Raw genomic sequence first — 22,910 nt, 5'->3', positions numbered from 1 at the left:
ATGAGCGACCGCGAAGAGTTCTTGATTTGGCTGCAGAGCGAGTTCGTGCGGGCCGAGCGCGCCATGTTCGACGGCGACGACGGCCCGCGTCGCGCGATCTGGTCGGAGCACGAGCCGGTCAGCGTGCTCGGCGCGTGGCGCAACGCCACGAATCGCGCCGAGCTGGCCGAGGCGTTCGAGGTGCTTGCGACGAGCTTCTCGGACTGCACCGACTACGCGTTCGACCTGATCGCCTTCAACGTGCTCGGCGAGATGGCCTACACCGTGGGCTACGAGCGCGCGTCAGCCTCGATCGACGGCGAGCCACGCACCTTCACGCTGCGCGCCACTCAGGTCTATCGCCGCGAGTCCGACGCATGGCGCGTCGTGCACCGGCACGCGGACACGGCCGGGTAGTTCGACGAACACCGAGTGCGATTGGCGCTAGTCGTCGCCGTCGAACAGCCCGCCATCGAGCAGCCAGTGGTGACGCAGGCGGAGCGCGCGTTCGGTGCTGGCCAGGACGGTGGCCACCAGGAGCGTGATGTTGAACGCGGCCGGGAGCTGGATCGGAGAGGTGAAGGAGCCGACATTCTGGGCGACGGGTGGGATCTGGGAGATCTGCTCCACGATCTGCGGGACACCGAGGATCAGGGCGACGATGAGCACAGCGATGGACGTGAGCCCGATGGCACGGCCCATAGCCGGGTGCTCGCGATCCAGGCGCGCACGCCGGCCCTCGGCTGAGGCGGGATCGGGTACCAGCTGCTGCTCGACCCCGGCATCGCTCAGGTAGTGGCAGCGCTTCAGCCCGTAGCTGCTGGCGACCACCTCGACGGTACCGCCCGGCACCGGGAACGCCGCGGGGAGCTTGGATCCGGCGTGATGCAGACCGTCGCGGTAGAGCTGCGCCCAGACTTCGCCGTTCGAGTCGCCCGCGAGCCGCACGTCGACGGACCAGATCTGACGCAGGCCGTCGTCACGAATGAGGCGAAGATGGAACAGCGCGCGAGAGAACATCTGCCACCACCGAAAACGCTTGAGCGCGTGCCCATCACCAGGCTTGACCTTGCGAGCAGCGCGCCGACGCTTCCGATCCGAAACCACATCAGCCACCCTAGCGACTCGCTCTGCGGCAGCGACCGAGCGCCATGACCACCTCGAGTGCGGTCGGCGCCATTCGAGCTCGTTGCGGACGAGTCCGGGGGTTTTCCGGATTCCCCGTGTTGCACGCGCTCTCTATGTTCGAAACATGCCTCTCGCCGCCCTCCTTCGAACGTGGCTCGCCTCCGTCGTCGCCTGCCTTCCGCTCTTCGTCTTGCTGCTCATTCCCGAACTCATGCGCAGTCGGGCGGGCAGCGAGCAGCTGCTCATGATCGGCATCGTCGCCATGCTTGTGCTCGTCGTCGCGGCGTTCACGGTCGCGCCGGTGTTGAGTGCGATTGCAGCGCCGAGCGCTGATGGATGGACGCCGCGGTCGGCCTTGCGGGCGACACGAGCGGTGTGGCACTCACACGCCGCCCGCGCCTGGCTGGCCATCGGAGTTGCGGTGCTCATCTACGCGATCGGGCAGGCCGTCGGCTACTGGGTCGGCGCGCTCGTGCCATCGGTGAGCGACAACCCGGCGGCGATCGGCACCGATCCATCTGAGCCGCGGTGGCTGATCGACTACCCCGCATACGCGCTGCAAGCCGTCGTGATCTACACCTTCACGACCCTCGCGGTCGCCTGGTACGGATGCCGCATCCGCTCGCTCTCCCTCACCCTGGCCGCTGGTGCTGTGTCCCTTCACGGTTCTCGGCCACCCCGTGCGGCGTCCACAAGCTGAGCTTCGACCTCCTGTGACCGAGTGACCCCCTCGCGAATCGTGCGCATCATGGCCTTCCCGGAATTCAGCGCCTCAGCGCCGGCCGTGGCATCCCCTGAACTCGGGGTCTCGGGCTCGGCCGCGCCGTGAGTATGCTGCGGGTGTCCGCGCAGCGCCGCATGGGGCGACCGGGCTCATCCGCACCGCGACGCTTGGGGACACGCATGTCGAATCAGAATCAGTCGCTCGAAAAGCTCAGCTTCTCGGGAGGCGTCATCACGTATCGGATGACGAACGCGCCGACGGCGCCGCCGGCGCTCACGCCGGCCGAGGTCGCCGCACAGCTCACTGAGGCCTTCGCCCGCTGGGAAGAGGTGTCCAACTTCGACTTCCAGCAGGTCGATACCGGCAGTGCGCTCTTCTCCCTCTCCTTCACCGACTTCGATCGAGCCGACTGGGCGGACTGGCGCAAGGACAATCCGAACGCGATCGCGCGCATGACGCCCGGCAGCGGCGACCATCGCAACATCGTCTTCGACGATGGCGAGAACTGGACGAAAGCCGGGCAGGGCGCCGCAGGCCATGCAGTCAACCCGGCACTGTGGCTCTTCACTGCGCTTCTCCGCAACTCCACCGTGAAGAACCTGACCGCGGTGGCCGTGCACGAAATCGGGCATGCGCTGGGGTTGGAACACACGACCGACACGCAGTCGATCATGCAGCCCACGGTCACCGTGCGCGACGGGTCGCTCTTCTACTACCTCAGCGACCAGAGCCTGCGGCAGGTCGATGTGGAGGCGCTGGAGCGGCTCTACGGCGATCCGCACGCGGCGGCACCACCTGCCGCTTCGCCCGTCGGGTACGCGATCGTCGGTTCGACGTTCAGCGTCGCCAAGGAGGACTCGTCGTCACCGCGCACGCTCGTCGCTGCCTGTTGGGGTGAACGCCAGGGCTCGTCGGTCGAACTGATGCGCGCATACGCCTGGGACCAGGAGCGCGGCGCGCAGGGCTATGCGCAGTGGATGCTCTACCTGCGCAGCACGAACGACCTCTTCAATCGCTGGTACGTGGTGGGCGGAGGCACGTACGTCGCGAACTCCCCCAACGTGCACCTCACGATCGGCGAGCGACCAGACGGCACGAGCGCGACGCTGAGCGCGACGGACTTCAGGGTCATGGACCAATGGGGCGATCAGAGCGGGGTGCATCGGCTCGTGGCCCGGGCCCGAACGTACAACGATGCGGCCAAGACCGACTGCGACAGCATCATGTACTTCTCAGTTCATCGAGGGCTGGGAAAGTCGACGGCGGCGTTGGTCGGCAGCTTCACGAACATCGGCACCGCCGGCTTCAACGATCAGTACCGGGCGCGGGCGTGGGGCGAACCCTCCGGTGCACACCAGCACCGACTCGCTCGCGCGCGCACCTGGCCCGACGGTGGCAGCCTGCCGAAGTACGACAACGCGTTCTCCGAGACCTACGGCTGGTTCGCGACGTAAGCCGATGGCGCCGGGCGACGACCTCGCGGCGCCACGAAGGCCCGGCCGCTCGTGAGCGGCCGGGCCTTCGGGTTGGGGGGTCTCGATACGGCGCTGGCGCGCCTACTCGACCGACGATTACGCGGCGAGCTGCACGATCGCGTTCGGCACGGGCGCGACGACGAACTCGCCGTCGACCGCATCCACCTGCACGCCCTCGCCGTCACCGACGCCGCCGCTCACGAACAAGTCCGCGATGCGGTCATCGATCTCGCGCTGGATGACCCGGCGCAGCGGGCGAGCACCGTACTCGGGCTCGTAGCCGCGTTCGGCCAGCAGCGACACCGCGGCATCCGTCACCTCGAAGGTGACCTCGCGCGATGCGAGCCGACGCTCGGTGGCACCGAGCATGAGGCGCACGATCTGCTCGAGCTGCGGCTGGTCGAGCTTCTTGAACAGCACGATCTCGTCGATGCGGTTCAGGAACTCGGGGCGCATGGCCTCGCGCAGCTTGCCCATGACACGGTCACGCAGGTCCTTCTCGGAGGAGAAGCCCGAGGCATCCGCCCCAGCGACGAAGCCGAGCGCACCCGACCGCGACGCGAGGAACTCCGAGCCGACGTTCGAGGTCATCACGATCACCGCGTTGCGGAAGTCGACTGTGCGGCCCTGGCCGTCGGTCAGGCGTCCGTCGTCGAGCACCTGCAGCAGCAGGTTGAACACGTCGGGGTGCGCCTTCTCGATCTCGTCGAACAGCACGATCGAGTACGGGTTGCGCCGCACGCGCTCGGTGAGCTGGCCGGCCTCGTCGTAGCCGACGTATCCGGGAGGGGCTCCGACGAGTCGCGACACGGTGTGCCGCTCGCCGAACTCGCTCATGTCGAAGCGAATCACGGCGGTCTCGTCGTCGAACAGCGACGACGCGAGCGACTTCGCCAGCTCGGTCTTGCCGACACCCGTCGGCCCGAGGAACAGGAAGCTGCCCACCGGGCGATTTGCGTCGCCCATGCCGGTGCGGTTGCGTCGCACGGCCTTGGCGACCGCGGTGACTGCGTCGTCTTGGCCGATGACGCGCCCGTGCAGCTCGCCCTCGAGGTCGCCGAGGCGCTCGCGCTCACTCTCGGTGAGGCGGTTCACCGGAATACCGGTGGCCCGCGAGATCACCGCGGCGATCTCGGCCTCGTCGATGACGACGCTCTGCCGGTTGGGCTTCTCACTCTGCTGGTTGAGCTTGTCACTCTGCTGGTTGAGCTTGTCGAAACCCCCACGAGCGGACGCCTCGTCGAGCTTCCCCTGCACCTTCGAGATCTCATCGCGAATGCGCGAGGCCTCTTCATAGTGCTCGCCCGTGACGGCGGCGTTCTTGTCGGCCTCGAGCGACGCGAGCCGCTCGATGAGCGCCGACACGTCAACCTTCACGCCGAGCCGCAGGCGCAGTCGCGCCCCGGCCTGGTCGATGAGGTCGATGGCCTTGTCTGGCAGCACCCGGTCGGTGAGGTAGCGCGCGCTCAGTTCGACGGAGGCGCGCAACGCGGCATCCGTGTACTCGACACCGTGGTGCTCTTCGTACGCCGACTTCAGACCGTGCATGATGAGCACGGCGTCTTCGATGTTCGGCTCGCCGACCTTCACCGGCTGGAACCGGCGCTCGAGAGCGGGGTCCTTCTCGACGACGCGGTACTCCTTGAGCGTCGTCGCACCCACGAGGTGCAGGTCGCCACGCGCGAGTCGCGGCTTCAAGATGTTGCCCGCGTCGGTACCGCCATCGCCCGAGCCGCCCGCACCGACCACGGTGTGGATCTCATCGATGAAGATGATGAGCTCGCCCTTGTGTGCGGCGATCTCGTCCACGGTCTTGGTGAGGCGCTCCTCGAAGTCACCGCGGTAGCGGGTGCCGGCGAGCATGCCGGGCAGGTCGAGTGAGATGACGCGCTTGCCGAGCAGTGCCTCGGGCACCTGCTCTTCGACGATCGCGCGGGCGAGGCCCTCGACGATCGCGGTCTTGCCGACGCCGGCCTCGCCGACCAGCACCGGGTTGTTCTTGGTGCGGCGGCTGAGGATCTCGATGGTCTGCTCGATCTCGTCGGCGCGCCCGATCACGGGGTCGAGCTCGCCGTTCTCGGCCAGCTCCGTGAGGTCGGTGCCGAACTTGTCGAGCATCGGCGTCTCGGATGCCTCGGACTCACCCTCTGCGGATTGAGCCTGTCGAAATCCCTCACCCTCAGCGTCAACCGTCTCCCGCATCCCCTGCGTGAGCGCCTCGGCGGTCACACCGGCGCGGGCCAACACCTGGCCGGCCGGAGCATCCTGCCCCAGCACGAGCGCGAAGAAGAGGTGCTCGGGGTCGATGTACGTCGATCCGCTCGAGCGCGCGACCTGGTAGCTGTGGAACAGCGCGCGGCTCGCACTCGGCGTGATCGTGGCAGAGTTCGCCTTCTCCTGCTGGTTGAGCCTGTGTTCCTGCTGATTGAGCTTGTCGAAATCAGTCGCCGCGGGCAGCCGCGCCTCGGTCGCGGTGATGAGCTGCTCGGGGGCGACGCCGATGCGGGCGATGGCCTGCTTGACGGCGTCGTCTTCAACGATCACGCGCAAAATGTGCAGTGCGTCGAGCTCGGTCTGGCCGCGCTCGAGCGCGAACTTGCCGGCGCGCTGCAGGATGCCCTGGGTGCGCGCGGTCAAGAAACGGCTGAGGTCGATCGAACGCGCCTGGCGCGAGCGCTCGCCCTCGAGGTAGCGGTTCAGAAACTCGTCGAATGAGTTGGTTTCGTCACCGTTCTGGGGTGTGAAGTCTTCGGGCACCAATCCTCCTGAAGTAGAACTTGAGTTGGGTACGCTCAAGTTCAACAAGATGAGGGCGTGGGTATTCCCAATCGATCGAACGCCACGACGCGGAGCATCTGCTCGGTCGTCACACCCGCCGAGGGCCAATGAGAGACAGCAACGTCGTCCCTATGATGTGACCATGACGATCTCCCTCACGCCGACGACGCATGTGACGCTAGACCTGCTCGCATGGCATGAGTCAGGGGGCCTCGAACTGAGCCCCAAGTTCCAACGTCGTCCGGTCTGGAAACCGACTGCAAAGAGCTACTTCATCGACTCGTTGCTGCGCGGATACCCAATTCCCCCCATCCACGTACGTCTTGGACTAAGCAGAACGGGTACTGCTCGCCGAGAGATCATCGACGGCCAGCAGCGCTTGAGGGCTGTCTTCGACTTCATCGCGGGCAAGTACCGGCTTTCGCGAACACTCGAGGCGCCGTGGGCAGGGAAGTCGTTTGCCGAACTTGATGAAGCCGACGCGGCAAACCTAAAGATGTACAAGTTCCACGCATTTCAGTACGACGCGATCGACGACTCAACCGTCCTAGAAATATTTGCCCGCATCAACACCTACTCGGTTGGGTTGAATAAGCAGGAGCTCCGAAACGGAAAGTACTTCGGCGCGTTCAAGAACACGATGTACGACCTCGGCCGAGCTCATCTCGGGTTCTGGCGCGACACCAGGCTGTTCTCTGAAACGTCGATCGCTCGGATGCTAGAGGTAGAATTTGTTAGTGAGTTGACGATCCTCCTTCTTGACGGCGTTCAAGATAAGAAGACAAGCATCGACACTTTCTACAGCGGACTCGACGAGGACTGGGGAGCGAGTCCAGTCCAGTGGAACTATCGAGGCAATGGGCTGCCTGCCGAGTACCTCTCGCGGCGCGACACCACTGCCCGGTTCGACGCGATTCTCGATCACGTTTCTGAGATTGCCGGATACCTGATCCCGGAGTCTGAGTTCCGACGAATTCCGTTGTTCTACTCGCTGTTTGCGGTCGTCGCTCACCACATGTATGGCCTTCCTGGCGTCACAATGACCAGCCCACAGCGTCGATTCTCCGACGACGAAGCCCTGAATGTCCGCGATGCAATGGAGCGTCTCTCGGCCGTGCTCGTTGAACGCGCACCGATCGAGGAGTTGCCCGCTTGGCAGCGTGAATTCCTCATTGCCTCGTCGCGCCAGACTGACAACGTTGGGCCGAGGATGACGAGATTCGAAACCCTCTGGGACCAGGCGAATCTGGCTAGCTGATGCCGGCGAGTCTTCAACCGGCCATTGATCGGTTTACAAAGCAATCGAGGTCGACACTCGAATGGCTCGGGGCCACAGAGGCCCTCTGGCAGCTCGCCCCGCCGACTACTCAGGTTCGAATCAACCTACGGGCGCCCCAGATGGAAGCCCTCTACGAAGCCGCATTCCTTCGAATCTTCACCTCATGGGAAGTCGTCATCGAGGAGCTGACTATTCGGATGATGGCCCGCGCCTCAACGCCGACGTGGACCCCTCAAGCTCCCAGCGACAAGACGCTCTACCAAACCCAGCTGGACGCCAAGTCTGCGCTTTACGGACCACGAGACTACCTTCTCTGGCACGACCCGCAGAAATCCGCAACCCGGATCGCGACCCACCTTACAAGTTCGCCCGTGGAGGCCGAACTTTTGTCATCACGAGTCTGGCTGGAGGGCATCGGTCAAGTTAGACACCGTATAGCCCACTCATCGGACGATGCCGCTCACAAGTTCGAGACCGCCGCTCAAGCCCTCACTGGCACAACTCACCGAGGCTCACCCGGTCGTTTGCTACGCGCTCAGGATATCTCCGACCCGCTAAACCCAGCGCGATGGATCAAGCGGTTCGACGATCAGTTGGCTGCAATCCTCGGGCGGATGTGCGCGTAGCGCATCCATACCCGTCTGCCGCTAATTAGTCTGCCGCTAATTAACGGTGACGGCGACCTCGTAGCCATTCTCGTTCCGCTGGTACACGTGGAAAGCGGGATGAACGTCTCGCATCCGGGCACGCCCGATCTCAATGGCTGCCAAGGTTGGCACGGCGAGAACCAGATGCAATGTAGTCACCTCCGGCAGCCGCTGTTCAAGCTCTGCGAGGCAGTCGCGCCAAGCCGCTGCGAACGCTTGGACACCGGCCTTCCCTTCCAGCACTGAGGGCCCGCCGGGCGTGCTGGTCAGCTCGACGATTGGGAGGCGGCCCAGCTCGGTGGGGAGCGCCTCGGCCGAAACGCGCCCCGACACGTTCACGATCACAGTGGCCTCGCTTGCAACGGTGTCTGCTCCGCGAAAGTCGAAGCTGAACGATGGCGCTGGAGACTCCTCGACCAGCCAGGACCAAAGGAGCGGGCCGTCCCCCCGTGAACGGCCGAACAGCTGCACATCGTACTTATCGTCGAGCCGGGACCCCAGATACACGAGCAGCGGGAGCGGAGCGATGGCGAACACACTGAGCGTATCGGCGAAGCCCCGCTGCAACTGGCTGATGCTGGCCGACATGCCCTCATCGATCTTCGTTTGGCCCCGCCCCCACGCCCACGGCTCGGACTCGGCGTCCGGCAATTCGACGTTGACCGTTTCGCCCCGTGGGTCCTCACCGAACGCGGTCAGGTTTGCGAGACGGAGCGCTTCGGCGATCTCACGGTCCGTCGCCGGCATGTACGTACCACGGATGGCACCGGTGACTCGGAGGACCGCGGTCGGCGTGAGCGTGCTGAAGTTGGTTACCTGGCGCACGCGCTTCTCGTGTGCCGCCTTGCTCGCCATGAGGAACTCCAAGGTGTAGTGACCGGAAAGTGACGCGTCGTCGGCCTGTTTGTGGCAGGGGTCGCACAGCAGCATTAGGTTCGACTCTTCGGCGCGCTCCTGCTCCGTGAGGTCGGACTCGCCGCGAGGAGAACTGTTCCCGTCGGTCGCGCCAACGGCATGTGCGATTTCGCCGACCGGCTTTGAGTAGAAGTACGAGTCCGACCCGATGAGCCACTCCGCGCAGATCACGCAGCGCCCGGCGGACTTCGCCCAAATCGCCCGTTTTACTGGCTCGGGAATTTGAGCTCGCTTCATCGTCTCGATGGTGCCCGTCGTTTCGCTCACAGGGGACACCCCGCTTCAATGTCGGTGGTCGCGCGTAGCATAGTTACACCAGTGTAGTTCCTCCAAATCGAGTGCCCGCTCGGGAGGGCGACTCACCCGACTAGGAGGATCAATGAATCTCACGAACCACTTCGACGTGTTGCTGAACGACACGGTGAATCTCAGTCCCTTCCGGCTGAACCTGCTGTCTGAACGCGTCGACAGCATCTATGGCGCGCTCCAGAACGACGAGGAGATCGGGAGCTACATCCGAGGGAAGTCACCTCAGGGCTCATGGGCGCACCGCACCATCATCAACCCGGTCGGCGACAAGGAGTTCGACGCGGACTTCATGCTCGTGATGGACGAGGTCGAAGGGTGGGAGCCCGCTGAATACATCGACCAGGTGTACAAGGCGCTCCACAGACATTCGACCTACAAAGACATGCCGCACACTCGCAAGTGCCGTTGCGTCCGGCTCGTCTACGCGAACTCCTGCCATGTCGACATCGTCCCCACCATCCATCTCCTGAGCGGCCAGCACATCGTTAACCGAGACGAGAATGAGTGGGAGCCCGCCAACCCGCAGGGGTTCACTAACTGGATGCGGGAACGCGACGAGATCACCAACCGCAACTTGCGGAAAGCCATCCGACTGATGAAGTTCCTGCGCGATCACAAGAATTCCTTCACCGGCACCCGGTCGGTCATACTCACCACTCTCCTCGGCGACCGGGTCGACGGCCTCAAGCCGATACTGAATCCTGGTTATTACTCAGACGTCCCAACCACGCTCGTGAATCTCGTCACGGACCTCGACGAGTGGCTGCAGGCACGACCGAACCGGCCGTCCATCGCGGACCCGTCCGGATCAGGTCGCACGTTCGACCATCGTTGGAGCGACGTGAGTTACTCCTTCTTCCGGCAGCGCATCCATGTGCACGCCGCCGAAATGATCGACGCGTACAACGAGACGGACAAGGACGAGAGCGTCCGGAAGTGGCAGGCGATCTTCGGTGAAGGGTTCAGAGCCCCAGCGACCACCGAGAGCAGCGGTCGCTTCGGAAAGGCGGCCACCCCCGTGGTGGGTGCCGCGTCACTCTCCGGGCGAGCGGGGTGAGCGGCGAGCACACGCCGTGGCAGAAGATTGCGTGGGCGGAGTTCAAACGAATACAGAACGAGAACCCTCGTTCGCTCCGAGTCATCGGCAGACGAAAGCTCGACGCGGACGGCCGACTTCCCGTCGAGATTGAGCTGCCCACCGTGGAAATTCCTCACCGCGAAGGCGGCGCCGTGCTCGGAGCGTCGGAGCGGTTACTCGTCCTTGTCCCAAAGCACGACATCAGCTCATTCCAAGTCGTCACCGAGCACCTGCGCTTCATCGACGTCCCGCATGTACTGCAGGGCACGCGACTCTGCATCTACCTCGACCCGTCACGTGAATGGGACCCAGTAGGTGGCACCGCCGCGTTCCTCGAACGACTTTGGGCGTGGCTCACTGACGCAAGCATGAACTCATTTGACCCCAGCACCGCGTTGTACCACGCTGTCGGCGGTGTCCTCCACGAAACAGACGGAGCACCCACCCACGTATTCCGAGAAGAGCTTCCGCTGTCACCGAAACTGATGCACGCGGTGTTTCGGAACGATCACCGCATCGACCTGAGCGCAACCGGGAACCCGGGTGCCCACGCGGTCGCCATGGGCCACTCAAGCCATGCCCTCCCTCTTGGCGCCAGCCGCACCCTCGAGGGTCTGACCGCGAGTCTGCGGACCCCCTTGAGCCCTGCAGCGGCCGCGCGGACGGGCATTCACCACACCTACAACATCGGCGACCGCCTCCGCGCGGCGGCGAAGCGAAACCCCGACGGCACCCCGCTCAGCTTCGTCGTCACCGTCGCGCACCCCGCAGGCGGTCCTCCGCATGTGCTCATCGGGCGGGTCAGCGCTGAGCACGCCGACATCCTGCGGTCCATCCCCTCGATCGGAGGCACCCTCCCGAACGTCGACATCACGTGGTGCCCGGTGTCCGATGAACGGCCGAGTGTAACGACGCGAAGAGACTCGGCACGCCCCGTCTCGACCCTCGACCAGAAGGCGCTCACCCTGATCGGGTGCGGCGGCCTCGGATCATGGGTCGCCGAGTTCGCTGTGCGCGCCGGAATCCGCCGCATCCGGCTCATCGACCCGGGCCGCATCAGCGGCGGTCTCCTCGTTCGCCAGAACTTTACGGAGGAAGACATCGGACTGAACAAGGTCCACGCCCTCTCGGCCCGGCTCCGCCTCATCTCTGACAATCTCGAGATCATCAAGAACAACGACCTCCACACCGCCCTAGTCGAAAGCCGGGACGAAGACGACATCATCATCGACACGACCGTCACACGCTCCGTCGCCCGGTACCTCGACCTCATCGCCGAACTCGGTCCCCGCCGCGCCACCATCGTGCAGATGGCAACCGACTCTCGAACTGGCAGCCTCGGACTCCTCACCATCGTCGCGCCCAACGGAACGCGAACTCCACTGCAGGTCGACAACCATGCTCGAGCCATCGTCGAAGCCGACCCCGAACTCGAACCATACGCAAACTTCTGGTCACTCTCGGCGGCAGGTCAGGTCGTGCCAACCCGCGGATGCTCAATCCCCACGTTCCACGGCTCTGCCGCTGATCTCGCCGCTATCGCCGGTAGCCTGCTCTCACTGCTCGGCGTGCAGCTACGCGAGCCGCAGTCAGGCCTCCACCTGATTGCCCTCCCGCACGCGGCCGACAACGTCCCGCGACACCTGTTCATCGCCGCACCGTAAAGGACCGACAGTTGGGTCGCGGTTCCCGACGATTGGCTAGACAATCGAGCGACGGTCGTACCGCCTCCGTGCGGCCGCTTGATTTCGCCAGCGCTAACACGGATATCTCCGGTCGCGCAGGATCCGCGACTTGGCCTGGCGATCGAGTGGCCACCATCGCCAAGGTATGACTCGACCCACACGGGTAGACGTACCCTCGGGCGTGCTCAAGAGCGTATTAGCGTCTCACCTATGACCCACCCCCGTACCGCGATCACCGGCGGCACCGGATTCGTCGGACGCCACCTGGCCGAACGGCTCGGGCTCGAGGCATCCGTCGTCATCTCTCGCCGCACCAGCGACGTCGACGCACTCACCCGCGCGTTCGAGGGGTGCGAGGTCGTCGCGCACTGCGCGGGCATCAACCGCGAGATCGGTGACCAGACCTACCAGCGGGTGCACGTCGAGGGCACCGCGAACGTGATCGAAGCGGCCAAGCGGGCCGGGGTGCGCAAGGTCATCATGCTGAGCTTCCTTCGGGCGCGACCCGACTGCGGATCGGCCTACCACGAGACGAAGTGGGCGGCCGGGTCTCGATACGCGTCGCTTCGCGGCGCTACTCGACCAACGGGGTAGGTGACTCGGGCCTCGACTACACGATCCTGAAGGCCGGCATGATCTACGGCCGCGGCGGGTCTCGAGACGCGCGCTTCGCGCGCTCCTCGACCAGCGGAGGGCGCCACCTCAGCCGCACCGTGCAGACCCTTCCGGTGTTCGCGACCGTCGGGTTCCACGAGAAACCCATCCGCCCCATCCCGATCGACGACCTCACCGACATCCTCGAAGCCGCGATCGACGGCCGGATGCCGTGTGAGACCGTCGCCGTCATCGGCGTCGAACAACTCACCTTGTCGAAGGCCGTGCGGCGCGTCGCATCCGTGCTCGGCCGCCGCGTGGTCGTGTTGCCGTGGCCGGTGTGGGCGCAGTACGCACTCGCGCAGGCCACCGAATGGACCATGAAGGTCCCGCTCGTTGCGAAGGCCCAGGTGCGCATGCTCGCCGAGGGCGTGACGGATGCCGCACCGCCCGCGGCATCCGTGCCCGATGATCTGCTGCCACGGCGCAGGTTCACGGCCGAGCAGATTCGGCCGAGCTTGCCCGAGCCCGGCGGGTTCGGGTGGAAGGACCTGCGGGTCGGTCGCTGAGGCGCATGTCAAGTGAGGTGTTCTCACCCAGCGTCCGATTGCAACGCTCGCTAGCTTCTCCGATGCAGAACGATTTGAAGACTCGTCGCCTCTGACCAGACCTCGTTCCGGATCGCGACGAGCTCCTCGTTGATCGCGTCAATGTCCGCCTCGGCAATGTCATGACCGTTCAGAGGGTGCAGGACGAGATCGTTCAGACTTCCCAATCCCCCGAATGCGCTGAGGAGATGGTCGAGTCCGGTCGCATCGCCGGATTCGAGTCTGCGAAGATCTGTGCCGATCCAGTTCGACCACCCTTGCTCGCCGTGCCTTTCAAGCAGCGCAGATAGTCGGGCGAGAGCGTCGAACAGAGGTTCATCGGTCACTGGCCAAGCATCGCATCAACTCGGGCCGACGAGAGCGACCGGTTGAAAGATGCGGGACGCACCTCGCGAGCCCCACCCCGTTCGCGGATGCCGCGTGAGACCGTCGCCGTCGTCGGCGCCGAGCAACTCCTGCTGGCGAAGGCCGTGCGGCGCGTGGCATCCGTTCTCGGCCGCCGTGTGGTCGTGGTGCCGTGGCCGGTGTGGGCGCAGTACGCGCTCGCGCAGGTCACCGAGTGGACCATGAAGGTGCCGCTCATCGCGAGGGCGCAGGTGCGCATGCTCGCCGAGGGCGTGACGGATGCCGCGCCGCCCGCAACATCGGCGTCCGACGACCTGCGCCCGCGACGCACATTCACGGCCGAGCAGATCTGCAGCGCGCTGCTCGCCGAGGGCGGCCGCTTCAGATGGCGCGACCTGCGGGCTCGTCGGAGCGCTTAGAGCCGAACCGGCGGAGGCGTCGCCGGCGGATCCAGCGGCCCATCCGCGAGGATGCGCTCGACCATCGACCATGCACGCTCAGTGAGCGCGTCACCGGGGAAGTACTCGCTGAACAGGGCGTCAGCCGCTTCGACTGTGTCGATCTCGCAGATCGCGAGCAGCTGGCGGATGTCGTCGGTGTCGCGGCCTGGTCGACTGGCCTTGAGCTTCATCGCGAGCAGCGCTTCGGCGGACGCAACCTCGATCGTCACGAGTTCGTCGCGATGGATCGTCTCCCATTGGATCTCGCGACCCCACCACGGCGCCAAACCCGCCGCCTTGAAGTTGAGCCAGTCGCGCTGCCATCCGCGCCGATCGGCTATGTGCTCGGCGGCGGTCACGACGGCTGCCTCAGATCCTGGCCGAACCTGCACGGCGTCCAGATCGACCGTCGTTCGCCGATCGAAATGGCGCAGCACGAGCGCCCCTCCACCGACGATCCTGAGTCCGACGGGTTCGCCAGCAGCATGCAGCTCCTCGACAAGCTCGCGTAAGCCGTCGATCAGGTCGTCACGGTCGAAGAGGATCACACGCTCTCCAAAGAATCTCGCCAGATCAAGACGCCGTGCTCGAGGAACTCGGTCGGCACATCACCGCGAGGCGGTGCCGGATCGGCAGGGTCGATCTGAAGCACACGGGCGCGTTCAAGGCTCCGCTCGGGCGCGTGTACCCAGGTCGGTAGTGGGACGCGCTGCGCATTCAGCCGGTACGCGACGAGAGCCGCGATCGCCGAGTCCCACGTCTTCGACCCCGTCGTCTCGGGCTCCGTGATCGCCAGCACGCCACGGAGCAGCCCCCGTTCCGCGACGAGATTGTCATTCATCTGGATGAAGTACCGGAACGCCAGCTGCGCGTCGTCACGCTTCACGGCGCTTCGGATGGCTGCCGCGACCGTGGCGACATCGTCACGCGTCGTCGCGGCCGCGTACAGACGGTGACCGCCTCCGGCGAGCAGTCGGCTCGCCGTATCGAAGCGCGGAGTCTCATGCCGCCCCTCGACGAGCGCCACACGACTCTGCGAAACCCCCGACCGGTCGGCAAGGTCACGCTGCGTCAGCTTGCGAGCACGCCGAGCGGAGCGAACGAGCGTCGAGATCTCAGCCATGCGTCTCCCCCGGGGATATTGATGCGGTAGTCGCAATCATAGCTAATTTAGTGGGTTAAAGGGGTGGATGCACCCGACCTCGCCGAAGGCCTGACCGATACGGCGGCGACTCGTAGGCTGGGAGCGTGCCCCGACTTCACTCAGAGCCCGATCTCTCCAAGTGGGTGCCGATCACGGACTCTCTCGGATTCCGCTGCGAGCAGCGAGAAGCACACATCGACCTCGAGCCGCGGTGACATCCGCTTGCCCGGGTCCCGAAACAGCTGTCACGATGCCTGTAGCCCAACGAGACCGGAGATCGCCGATGCCCGACACGCTTGACCGCGCGCCAGCTGCCACACTCTCGACGCTGCCAGGCGCGGCGATCATCCGCCGCATCCGAGGCATGCTCTTCTCAGCAATCGGCACGGCGTTCGTCTACTCCATCCTCGGCACGGCGAGCAAAGGCCGCTGCTCCGGCGGACTCAGCGGCGATGGCGGGTACGTCGATGGGAGCGGCGATCCGACGGCCGTCGTCCCGATGTGCGTGAACGTCACGCTGCGGCCGAGCTCGATCGTATTCTTCGCGATCGCGGTGATCGTCATCGTTGCGTTGACACTCGTGCTGCGACGCGCGGACTCCGAGGCCGCGGCCCTTCGAACCATCGACCGAGCGATGATCGTCATCGTCGCCGGCACGATCGCGTGGGCGGCGTTGGCACTGATGTCGTTCCTTGCGCTCCCGTTGGACTCCTGGAATGGCGTTGAGCCCTTCACGATCCCGTTCACGTTCGGCAACATCGACATCGACATCTCGCCGGTGCAGTCTCTACCGACGGCCGAGTGAGACGGACGCGGTGGCGCCGTTGCGCGCCCAGTAGGCCTCACTCGCGTGGCGCCCTCAGGCGCAGCTGATCCCGCCATCGCGGCGCGCGCGGCGATCTTCATACTCCGGATTCCGGATGCTCCAAGCGATTCATTGCTGGAATCACGCACCTCTGAATCGCAAATCTCTAGACCATTCGATCGGTGCAGACCCGCGGAATCTAGCCGAATCCAGCACTTTGACGTAAAATACGGACCATCATGGCCGCAAATACTCGCATCGAGTCGAGCAACAATGAGTTCACGTTTCCGAGCTTCGAATTCGATTCGCCACTCGCTGCCGCCGTTGTCGAACTCGAACGACTGCGAGGAGAGATCGGCGTCGGAACGACCCCCGCCCAGGTCTTCCATGAGCTGCACGGGCTCTTCCAGTTTCTCTCGAGCATGATCTCCGCGCGCATCGAAGGCAATCGCACGACGATCTTCGACGCGATCGCCGGGGCACAAGCCGCAGAGACCGAGCCCGACCAGGTCGATGAGACCGTTCGCGAGATCCTGAACCTCAACGAGGTCATGGAGTTCATCGACGAGACCGACCACGTCCGACCGATCACACATGCCTTCGTGCGTGAGCTGCATCGCCGAGCGGTTGACGGACTCATCCGCGAACGCGACCCGAGACCGGGCGCCTATCGCAATCGCGATGTCGCGATCCAAGAGGCAACGCATCGACCGCCGCTCGCGCAATCGGTACAGAGTGAGATGGACCGATTCCTCGAGTTCGTGAACCGGCCAGTGCAGACGCATCAGCAGCTCCTGCACGTCGCCATCGCACACCACCGTTTCCTCTGGATCCATCCATTCCAGAACGGCAATGGGCGCGTCTCGCGCCTTCTCAGCTACGCCATGCTCGGCCGCCATGGATTCGTCAGCCCGATCGGTCTTCGCGCCGTCAACCCCACCGCGGTGTTCGGGGTATCGCGCGCCGAGTACTACGACGCCCTCGCGGCGGCCGACGATCTCAGCGACGCCGGCACGATCGCGTGGTGCGAGTTCTTCATCAGCGGGCTCCTCACCGACCTGCGCCGACTGCACCGCCTGCAGAACATCGAGTTCGTGCGGAAAGAGCTCATCGCACCCGCCCTCGAACGATTCGTGCGCTCTGGAGGCATCTCCGCGCGGGAACGCGAGGTGATGCTATTCACGTTCGATCAGGAGCTGGTCAAGGCGGGCCAGCTCGAGCATCTGCTCCCGGGCAGCCCGTCGATCAGAAGTCATGCGTTGCGGCCGTTGCTCGATCGTGGGCTGCTCAGGCCGACACATGTCGGTGGTCGTTCATACTTCGTTTCGTTCGGTCCGAATGAGTTGACGCCTTTCCTGATCCGTGAACTCGACCGGGCAGGATTCCTGCCACCGCTTCTGAAGGAGTCGGTATGACCGCGACCTACCCCCGCACCGCGATCACCGGTGGCACCGGATTCGTCGGACGCCACCTGGCCGAACGGCTCGGGCCCGAGGCATCCGTCGTCATCTCTCGCCGCACCGGCGTCGACACCAGTGACGTCGACGCGCTGACGCGAGCGTTCGAGGGGTGCGAGGTCGTCGCGCACTGCGCCGGCATCAACCGCGAGATCGGCGACCAGACCTACCAGCGAGTGCACATCGACGGCACCGCGAACGTGATCGAAGCGGCCAAGCGCGCCGGCGTGCGCAAGATCATCATGCTGAGCTTCCTGCGGGCCCGGCCCGACTGCGGATCGCCGTACCACGAGTCGAAATGGGCGGCCGAAGAGCTGATCCGTAACTCGGGTCTCGACTACACGATCCTCAAGGCCGGCATGATCTACGGCCGCGGCGACCACCTCATCGACCACCTCAGCCGCACCGTGCAGACCCTGCCGGTGTTCGCGACCGTGGGCTTCCGCGAGAAACCCATCCGCCCCATCCCGATCGACGACCTCACCGACATCCTTCAAGCCGCAGTCGACGGGCGGATGGCGCACCCTTCGACAAGCTCAGGGAGCACCTATGCCGTCGTCGGCGCCGAGCAACTCCTGCTCTCGAAGGTCGTGCGGCGCGTCGCATCCGTTCTCGGCCGTCGCGTGGTCGTGGTGCCGTGGCCGGTGTGGGCGCAGTACGCGCTCGCGCAGTTCACCGAGTGGACCATGAAAGTGCCGCTCGTCGCGAAGGCCCAGGTGCGCACGCTCGCCGAGGGCGTGACGGATGCCGCGCCGCCCGTAGCATCGGTGCCCGACGACCTGCGCCCGCGGCGCATGTTCACGGCCGAGCAGATCCGCGAGAGCCTGCCCGAGCCGGGCGGGTTCGGGTGGAAGGACCTGCGGGTCAGCCGCTGAACGCGGCCGACCGCGCACGCGTCAGGCGGTCGGTTCGCCGGCGCCACGCCCTTCGATCAGGTTCGTCGTGAATGCCCGGATCTCGTCAACCAGACCGGGATGGGCACGCGGATGCGGCACCGAGACATCCACCGCTTCGAGCACTGACGCCAGCGTCTCGTCGACGACCGCTTCGGCGTCGCGGAGCCCCCACCCGCGCCCCTCCAAGATGAGATGCTCGCGCGTGATCACGCGATGCCGATACTCGCCATCGACCGCGAGCCCGAGCTCGCCGTCGTTCGACTGGTGCACCTGCGGCACCACATCGTAGGCGGGTGCGAGCATGATCGAGCCGTCGATCGGATGCAGCAGCGAGACGTTCTTCGCGTGCAGGTCGAGGTTGCCCACGGCAACCGACAGCACCACCAGGCGCAGCAGTCGAGTCATCGATGCGCGGTCAGCGACCGTCGAAAGCACGGCAGCCATGCGCGCCAGGCTCGTTCGACCGCCGTATCGCTGGTGCTTCTCGATGCCGACCGCTCCGAGAGCCTGATTGAAGTCTTCCTGGTGCACCCGCGCCTGCGGGGCATCCGGCGCCCGGTCGTAGCGTTCGATGACGAGCGCCGCGACCCCGTTGAACTCCTCGATGCCAGTCTCGTAGGCCAGCAGACCGACCGCGCGAGCGAGGCGAGCACCGTACTCCTCGTCGAAGATCACGGTCGGGAGTTCGCGGGACTCGGGCTTCAGGATGTGCGTTGAGGGAAAGCCGTCGAGCGCTCGGCTCCATCCCTTGCCGTCACGGACGAGGACGATCTTGTCTTGCACACCCGCCAACGAGGTCTTGCCGCCGATCGGCTTGTTCCCGAGCGGATTCTCCTGCACATGGCTGAGCAACTCGGAGACATCAGCGGTCGAGAGGGCCTCGATCGATGGCTGGCGCGGCTCACCCGGCACCTCCGGATCCCAGATCTGCAGGGCTCCAGCGACGTCGCGACCGTATCGGCGCAGCATGCCGATCACATCTTGCTCTGCAATGCCCGCCTCGTGAGCCAGACGGGTGAGCATTCGCCCCTCAGGAAGCAGTTCGCGGAAGAAGGCCTGCCGCCGAGCCTTGCGCGCGCGAGTCGGCACTGCGGCGAGCGGGATCGAGACAGAGAGCACCGGACTGTCGAGGCCGAACGTCGCGACGGCGGCAGGATCGGTCACGAAGTCGAACGTGCGCCACGTGCCGGTCAGTACCCCGACGGGTACGCCATACAACTCGACGACGAGATCAGCCACGGTCGTCGACCTCACCACGGGATTCAGGGGAATCGCTCGGGACGATCGATTCGGCGGGGGTGATCGTCGCGGTGAGCTCGACGCCGGTCTCGCGCATCATCGCGAAGAGACGGTCGACGAAGATCGACGGCTTGCCTGCCTCGATCTCCCAGATGTAGCGCTGGGTCGTGCCGAGCCGCTCGGCGAGTTCGCGCTGCGTCAGGCCGTTGAGCAGCCGCGCCTGCTGCAGGATGCGCCCGAGCGAATCGGGGCTCGTGACCTTGCCTGTGTACATGGCTTCACCTCGCTGACGTGGAAATCGTAGTCATGCTACGTGACTACGATTTCGGAGTCAACTGGCCTGACTACACTATCGGAGTCAGCCCATCCCGATCGACGACCTCGCCGACATCCTCGTCGCCGCGATCGACGGGCGGATGCCGCGCCCTTCGACGGACTCAGGGAACATCGGCGCAATACCGCTCGCACAGGTCACCGAGTGACCATGAAGGCGAAAGCCCAGGTGCGCATGCTCGCTGAAGGCGTGACGGATGCCGCGCCGCCCGCGGCATCCGTGCCCGACGACCTGCGGCCGCGGCGCAGGTTCACGGCCGAGCAGATCCGCGAGAGCCTGCCCGAGCCCGGCGGGTTCGGGTGGAAGGACCTGCGGGTCAGTCGCTAGGCCCACACTGTTGCGACGGCCCACCTTGCTAGCGTGGCGGCATGGAGGAGCTGCTCGAACCCGTGCTGAACCATCTCGACGAGGCCGGTCCCGGTGAGATCGTTGGCGTTTACTTGTACGGCTCGGCCGTGTCGGGCGGTCTCCGCCCAGACAGCGACATCGACATCCTCGTCCTGGCGCGCCGCTCGCTCACCGCCGAAGAGCGCGGGGCGCTCACGCGGGTGCTGCTCGGTGCCTCGAGCGGATCGGCGCATACGCGCACGTTGTCGGACGGCAGTCGCGGCCGCCCACTCGAACTGACATGCGTGGTCATCGACGACGATCGCCGCGGCCCGGAGCCTGCCGCACACGACTTCCAGTTCGGCGAATGGCTGCGGGCCGACATCCTCGATGGGCAGACTCTGGAGCCGACCATTGACCCCGACGTGCCGATCCTGCTCGCGACGGCGCAAACCGCGCACCGGGTACTGCGCGGCCGCCCGCTCACCGAAGCCGTCGACCCCGTGGCGCCCGCAGTGCTGCGCGAAGCCATGCTCGCGATCATCCCCGACATCCTCGAGGAGATCGGCGGCGACGAGCGGAACACGCTGCTCGCCTTCGCCCGTATCGTGACGACGCTCCGCACCGGTGAGATCGTGCCGAAGGATGTCGCCGCTGCATCGGTCTCGGCCACGTTGGAGCCGAGGGAACGGGCGCTCCTCGAGCGCGCACGGGCCGGCTACCTCGGTGAGGCGGTCGACGACTGGACTGGCCTCGGCGACGAGGTCACCGCGCTCTCTCACGCGTTGGCGACGCAGGCGCAGCAACTCGCAACGACCGACGGGAACGCGTAGCGGTTCACAGATCACCGAACACCTGCGCGCATGGCGGGTGCGAGGAGGTCTGGCCCCCTCGAGATCGGGGATGTACCGCAGTGCGAAGCGTATTGATTAGATCAATCGAATACTGGAGGTGACACGATGCCGGCCCATCCCGATCGACGACCTCACCGACTCGGGGTGACCCGGTAGACCGGGTGCGCCTCGGCAAGACGATCGAATGTTGCGAGCGGGGCGTCCGTCTCGCACCCGATGTGCGGACGCGCGCCCGGCGCGATCGCCACATAGCGGCGGAGGATCGGGGCCCGCTCCCTCACCGGCACGAGCTCGAGTCGCACAGCCTCCTCCTGACGGTGTCGGACGAGCACCGCCTGTCCGTCCGCAGCCTCGACGTTGCGGACCCAATTCACCATTGGACCGAGCATCGACACCACGTATTCGGAGCCGTTGAGCCCGATCACCACGATCGGCACGTCGGCCATCAGGCCAGAGCGCCGACCGCGGACTCTCAGCACGGCGGTGCGGTCGGACCACACCAGCCCCTTCGAGTAGAGCACTGCGTCGAGCCGATTCCACCATCGCATCACGCCGGCCGGCCGGCCGCGCCGGTACATCCTGCGTTTCAGAGCGCCGAGCCAGCCGGCCACGGCGTCAACGGCCACTCGGAGCGCGGCCGTCGCGGTCACGGTCGCTTTCGGTTCAGCAGCACCACCGCCACGACCCCCGCGGCGATCGGCACGAATTGCAGCCAGCCATGCAACGGAGCCAACCCGACATCCCCCGAGGTGTCGACGACCGTGAGCGCTGCGGCCGCGATCACCACCGCGACGAGCACGAGTCCGCTGGCCAGCCAGCCCACTCCGCGCCGGCCGGTTCGGGTGAACCAGATCGTGACGAGCCAGCCGGCCACGCCCAGCACGCCGACGGTCGTCAGGATCGCCAGATAGGCCGAACCCGCGGCATCGATCGCTCCTGCATCAAGCGTTGGGTACGACGAGCGGATGTGGGCGGCAAGCACCTGCGTCGTCGCGCGATCGATGAATGCGTAGGCCGTCACTGCGATCGTGAGCACCAAGCCGGCCCACATCACCGGAATCGCTCCAGAACGGGTCGTGCTCGACGGGGTCATCGTTTGCGTGGTCATTTCCATCCCTTGCGTGTCGTGCAAACCTTCATTTGAGAAAGTCACTGTCTTATAGACCGTCACTGTACAAAGGTTTTGAGATAGCCGCAAGCAACCAGACAGTGACCTGCTAGCGTCGCCGTATGGCAGGACTCAGAGAGCAGTGGAGGCGAAGCGCCCGAACGGCCATTCAAGAACGCGCCCTCGACCTCTTCGATGCACGCGGATTCGACGCCGTGACCATCGAAGAGATCGCGGCCTCGGCCGAGGTGTCGCCCTCGTCGGTGTACCGCTACTTCGGTACCAAAGAGGGTCTGCTCGTCGCCGACGAGTTCGACAGCATGAGCCCTGAGTCCCTCGCAGGCATCTTCGATCCGACCGATCCAGTCGAGAGCCTCGTGCACGTCGTCCGCCGGTACGAAGCCGCTCCCGGTAAGACGACGACCAGCGCCACGACCATCACCGGGTCCCTCGAGGCGAGCCCGTGGCGCAGGGTGCGCTACTTCTTCACGGAACCGTCGGTGCGGATGGCAGCCACCGCATCGCTCGACAAAGCCGCCCAGCGCATTGCGCCTCTGCTGGCCACCGAGGGCGGGCTGACTCCGGCGCAAGCGCACGTTGCGGCGAATGCGCTCGCATTCGGCTACTTCGCTGCCCTCGAAGCGTGGTTCGAAGACGGCGGCACCCGCCCGATCGCCGAGTACGTCGAGGATGGCCTCGCCCCGTTGCGCCGGATCTGGGCCTGAGGTCTCGCAGAGCGAGGACTCCCCCGAAGCGTCGGAC

General features: G+C 65.5%; 25 protein-coding genes. 15 read left to right on the top strand and 10 right to left on the bottom strand.

Annotated features, from left to right (window positions below; translation table 11 throughout):
- Entirely contained in the window at positions 1-396 is a 396-nt protein-coding gene (locus AC1C2T_RS08080; protein WP_495384906.1) for a nuclear transport factor 2 family protein, read from the top strand.
- A 27-nt stretch (positions 397-423) separates the two neighbouring features.
- On the opposite strand, the gene AC1C2T_RS08075 is transcribed toward AC1C2T_RS08080, so the two are convergent.
- The gene (locus AC1C2T_RS08075; protein ID WP_495384905.1) at positions 424-999 is read right to left on the bottom strand and encodes a hypothetical protein; all 576 of its coding nucleotides are present in this window, start codon (positions 997-999) and stop codon (positions 424-426) included.
- Between the two features lie 232 nt (positions 1,000-1,231).
- Between AC1C2T_RS08075 and AC1C2T_RS08070 the strand changes: the two genes are divergently transcribed.
- A complete protein-coding gene (locus tag AC1C2T_RS08070; RefSeq protein ID WP_495384904.1) occupies positions 1,232-1,807 on the top strand; it encodes a hypothetical protein in 576 nt (191 codons plus the stop codon).
- Positions 1,808-2,010: 203 nt separating this feature from the next.
- Positions 2,011-3,285: a matrixin family metalloprotease gene (locus AC1C2T_RS08065; RefSeq protein WP_495384903.1), complete on the top strand. Its 1,275-nt coding sequence runs from the start codon at positions 2,011-2,013 to the stop codon at positions 3,283-3,285.
- A gap of 117 nt (positions 3,286-3,402) precedes the next feature.
- Here AC1C2T_RS08065 and AC1C2T_RS08060 read toward each other — a convergent pair whose 3' ends face one another.
- Positions 3,403-6,063, bottom strand: a complete 2,661-nt coding sequence (locus tag AC1C2T_RS08060) for an ATP-dependent Clp protease ATP-binding subunit (protein ID WP_495384902.1) — start codon at positions 6,061-6,063, stop codon at positions 3,403-3,405.
- Between the two features lie 163 nt (positions 6,064-6,226).
- On the opposite strand from AC1C2T_RS08060, the gene AC1C2T_RS08055 reads away from it, so the two are divergent.
- Positions 6,227-7,342 carry a GmrSD restriction endonuclease domain-containing protein gene (locus AC1C2T_RS08055; RefSeq protein WP_495384901.1) on the top strand — a complete coding sequence of 372 codons (1,116 nt, stop codon included), beginning with the start codon at positions 6,227-6,229 and terminating at the stop codon, positions 7,340-7,342.
- 683 nt (positions 7,343-8,025) lie between these two features.
- Here AC1C2T_RS08055 and AC1C2T_RS08050 read toward each other — a convergent pair.
- Complete coding sequence (locus AC1C2T_RS08050) at positions 8,026-9,192, bottom strand: SAVED domain-containing protein (protein ID WP_495384900.1); 1,167 nt, start codon at positions 9,190-9,192, stop codon at positions 8,026-8,028.
- 112 nt (positions 9,193-9,304) lie between these two features.
- Between AC1C2T_RS08050 and AC1C2T_RS08045 the strand changes: the two genes are divergently transcribed.
- The 4 genes from AC1C2T_RS08045 to AC1C2T_RS08030 all read left to right on the top strand — a co-directional run bounded on the left by AC1C2T_RS08045 (position 9,305) and on the right by AC1C2T_RS08030 (position 13,160).
- Entirely contained in the window at positions 9,305-10,291 is a 987-nt protein-coding gene (locus AC1C2T_RS08045) for an SMODS domain-containing nucleotidyltransferase (RefSeq protein WP_495384899.1), read from the top strand.
- A gap of 659 nt (positions 10,292-10,950) precedes the next feature.
- Positions 10,951-11,976 (top strand): ThiF family adenylyltransferase, encoded by a 1,026-nt coding sequence (locus AC1C2T_RS08040; RefSeq protein ID WP_495384898.1) that lies wholly within the window; start codon positions 10,951-10,953, stop codon positions 11,974-11,976.
- A gap of 231 nt (positions 11,977-12,207) precedes the next feature.
- Entirely contained in the window at positions 12,208-12,591 is a 384-nt protein-coding gene (locus tag AC1C2T_RS08035; RefSeq protein WP_495384897.1) for an SDR family oxidoreductase, read from the top strand.
- Positions 12,534-13,160 carry a Rossmann-fold NAD(P)-binding domain-containing protein gene (locus AC1C2T_RS08030; protein WP_495384896.1) on the top strand — a complete coding sequence of 209 codons (627 nt, stop codon included), beginning with the start codon at positions 12,534-12,536 and terminating at the stop codon, positions 13,158-13,160. The genes AC1C2T_RS08035 and AC1C2T_RS08030 overlap by 58 nt, the downstream gene beginning before the upstream one ends.
- Before the next feature lie 50 nt (positions 13,161-13,210).
- Here the strand turns inward: AC1C2T_RS08030 and AC1C2T_RS08025 are convergent, their stop codons facing one another.
- Positions 13,211-13,525 carry a DUF6966 domain-containing protein gene (locus AC1C2T_RS08025; protein WP_495384895.1) on the bottom strand — a complete coding sequence of 105 codons (315 nt, stop codon included), beginning with the start codon at positions 13,523-13,525 and terminating at the stop codon, positions 13,211-13,213.
- A gap of 87 nt (positions 13,526-13,612) precedes the next feature.
- Here AC1C2T_RS08025 and AC1C2T_RS08020 point away from each other — a divergent pair, with 87 nt between their 5' ends.
- Positions 13,613-13,963 carry a hypothetical protein gene (locus AC1C2T_RS08020; protein WP_495384894.1) on the top strand — a complete coding sequence of 117 codons (351 nt, stop codon included), beginning with the start codon at positions 13,613-13,615 and terminating at the stop codon, positions 13,961-13,963.
- Here AC1C2T_RS08020 and AC1C2T_RS08015 read toward each other — a convergent pair.
- Together AC1C2T_RS08015 and AC1C2T_RS08010 are read right to left on the bottom strand one after the other, a co-directional pair.
- The gene (locus AC1C2T_RS08015) at positions 13,960-14,532 is read right to left on the bottom strand and encodes a DUF6036 family nucleotidyltransferase (protein ID WP_495384893.1); all 573 of its coding nucleotides are present in this window, start codon (positions 14,530-14,532) and stop codon (positions 13,960-13,962) included. The genes AC1C2T_RS08020 and AC1C2T_RS08015 overlap by 4 nt on opposite strands.
- Positions 14,529-15,107 (bottom strand): helix-turn-helix domain-containing protein, encoded by a 579-nt coding sequence (locus AC1C2T_RS08010; protein ID WP_495384892.1) that lies wholly within the window; start codon positions 15,105-15,107, stop codon positions 14,529-14,531. Before AC1C2T_RS08010 ends, AC1C2T_RS08015 begins: the two co-directional genes overlap by 4 nt.
- Positions 15,108-15,411: 304 nt before the next feature.
- Between AC1C2T_RS08010 and AC1C2T_RS08005 the strand changes: the two genes are divergently transcribed.
- From AC1C2T_RS08005 to AC1C2T_RS07995, 3 genes are all read left to right on the top strand, one after another.
- Complete coding sequence (locus AC1C2T_RS08005) at positions 15,412-15,933, top strand: hypothetical protein (protein ID WP_495362037.1); 522 nt, start codon at positions 15,412-15,414, stop codon at positions 15,931-15,933.
- A gap of 239 nt (positions 15,934-16,172) precedes the next feature.
- Positions 16,173-17,348, top strand: a complete 1,176-nt coding sequence (locus AC1C2T_RS08000) for a Fic family protein (RefSeq protein WP_495384891.1) — start codon at positions 16,173-16,175, stop codon at positions 17,346-17,348.
- Complete coding sequence (locus AC1C2T_RS07995; protein WP_495384890.1) at positions 17,345-18,265, top strand: SDR family oxidoreductase; 921 nt, start codon at positions 17,345-17,347, stop codon at positions 18,263-18,265. The genes AC1C2T_RS08000 and AC1C2T_RS07995 overlap by 4 nt, the downstream gene beginning before the upstream one ends.
- 21 nt (positions 18,266-18,286) lie before the next feature.
- On the opposite strand, the gene AC1C2T_RS07990 is transcribed toward AC1C2T_RS07995, so the two are convergent.
- Both AC1C2T_RS07990 and AC1C2T_RS07985 read right to left on the bottom strand, forming a co-directional pair.
- Positions 18,287-19,525 carry a type II toxin-antitoxin system HipA family toxin gene (locus AC1C2T_RS07990; protein ID WP_495384889.1) on the bottom strand — a complete coding sequence of 413 codons (1,239 nt, stop codon included), beginning with the start codon at positions 19,523-19,525 and terminating at the stop codon, positions 18,287-18,289.
- The gene (locus AC1C2T_RS07985; protein WP_495362033.1) at positions 19,518-19,799 is read right to left on the bottom strand and encodes a helix-turn-helix domain-containing protein; all 282 of its coding nucleotides are present in this window, start codon (positions 19,797-19,799) and stop codon (positions 19,518-19,520) included. The genes AC1C2T_RS07990 and AC1C2T_RS07985 overlap by 8 nt, the downstream gene beginning before the upstream one ends.
- A 210-nt stretch (positions 19,800-20,009) precedes the next feature.
- On the opposite strand from AC1C2T_RS07985, the gene AC1C2T_RS07980 reads away from it, so the two are divergent.
- Positions 20,010-20,186: a hypothetical protein gene (locus tag AC1C2T_RS07980; RefSeq protein WP_495384888.1), complete on the top strand. Its 177-nt coding sequence runs from the start codon at positions 20,010-20,012 to the stop codon at positions 20,184-20,186.
- 41 nt (positions 20,187-20,227) lie between these two features.
- Positions 20,228-21,019, top strand: coding sequence for an aminoglycoside adenylyltransferase domain-containing protein (locus AC1C2T_RS07975; RefSeq protein WP_495384887.1), 792 nt, complete (start codon positions 20,228-20,230; stop codon positions 21,017-21,019).
- 152 nt (positions 21,020-21,171) lie between these two features.
- Here AC1C2T_RS07975 and AC1C2T_RS07970 read toward each other — a convergent pair whose 3' ends face one another.
- Positions 21,172-21,690 (bottom strand): nitroreductase family deazaflavin-dependent oxidoreductase, encoded by a 519-nt coding sequence (locus tag AC1C2T_RS07970; RefSeq protein ID WP_495384886.1) that lies wholly within the window; start codon positions 21,688-21,690, stop codon positions 21,172-21,174.
- On the bottom strand, positions 21,687-22,211 hold the full coding sequence (locus AC1C2T_RS07965; protein WP_495384885.1) for a tryptophan-rich sensory protein: 525 nt from the start codon (positions 22,209-22,211) through the stop codon (positions 21,687-21,689). The genes AC1C2T_RS07970 and AC1C2T_RS07965 overlap by 4 nt, the downstream gene beginning before the upstream one ends.
- A gap of 59 nt (positions 22,212-22,270) precedes the next feature.
- Between AC1C2T_RS07965 and AC1C2T_RS07960 the strand changes: the two genes are divergently transcribed.
- On the top strand, positions 22,271-22,873 hold the full coding sequence (locus AC1C2T_RS07960) for a TetR/AcrR family transcriptional regulator (RefSeq protein WP_495384884.1): 603 nt from the start codon (positions 22,271-22,273) through the stop codon (positions 22,871-22,873).
- Positions 22,874-22,910: the final 37 nt, after the last annotated feature.

This window comes from Agromyces sp. Y558, from assembly GCF_059445415.1.
This window is presented reverse-complemented; position numbering and strand designations above follow the sequence as displayed.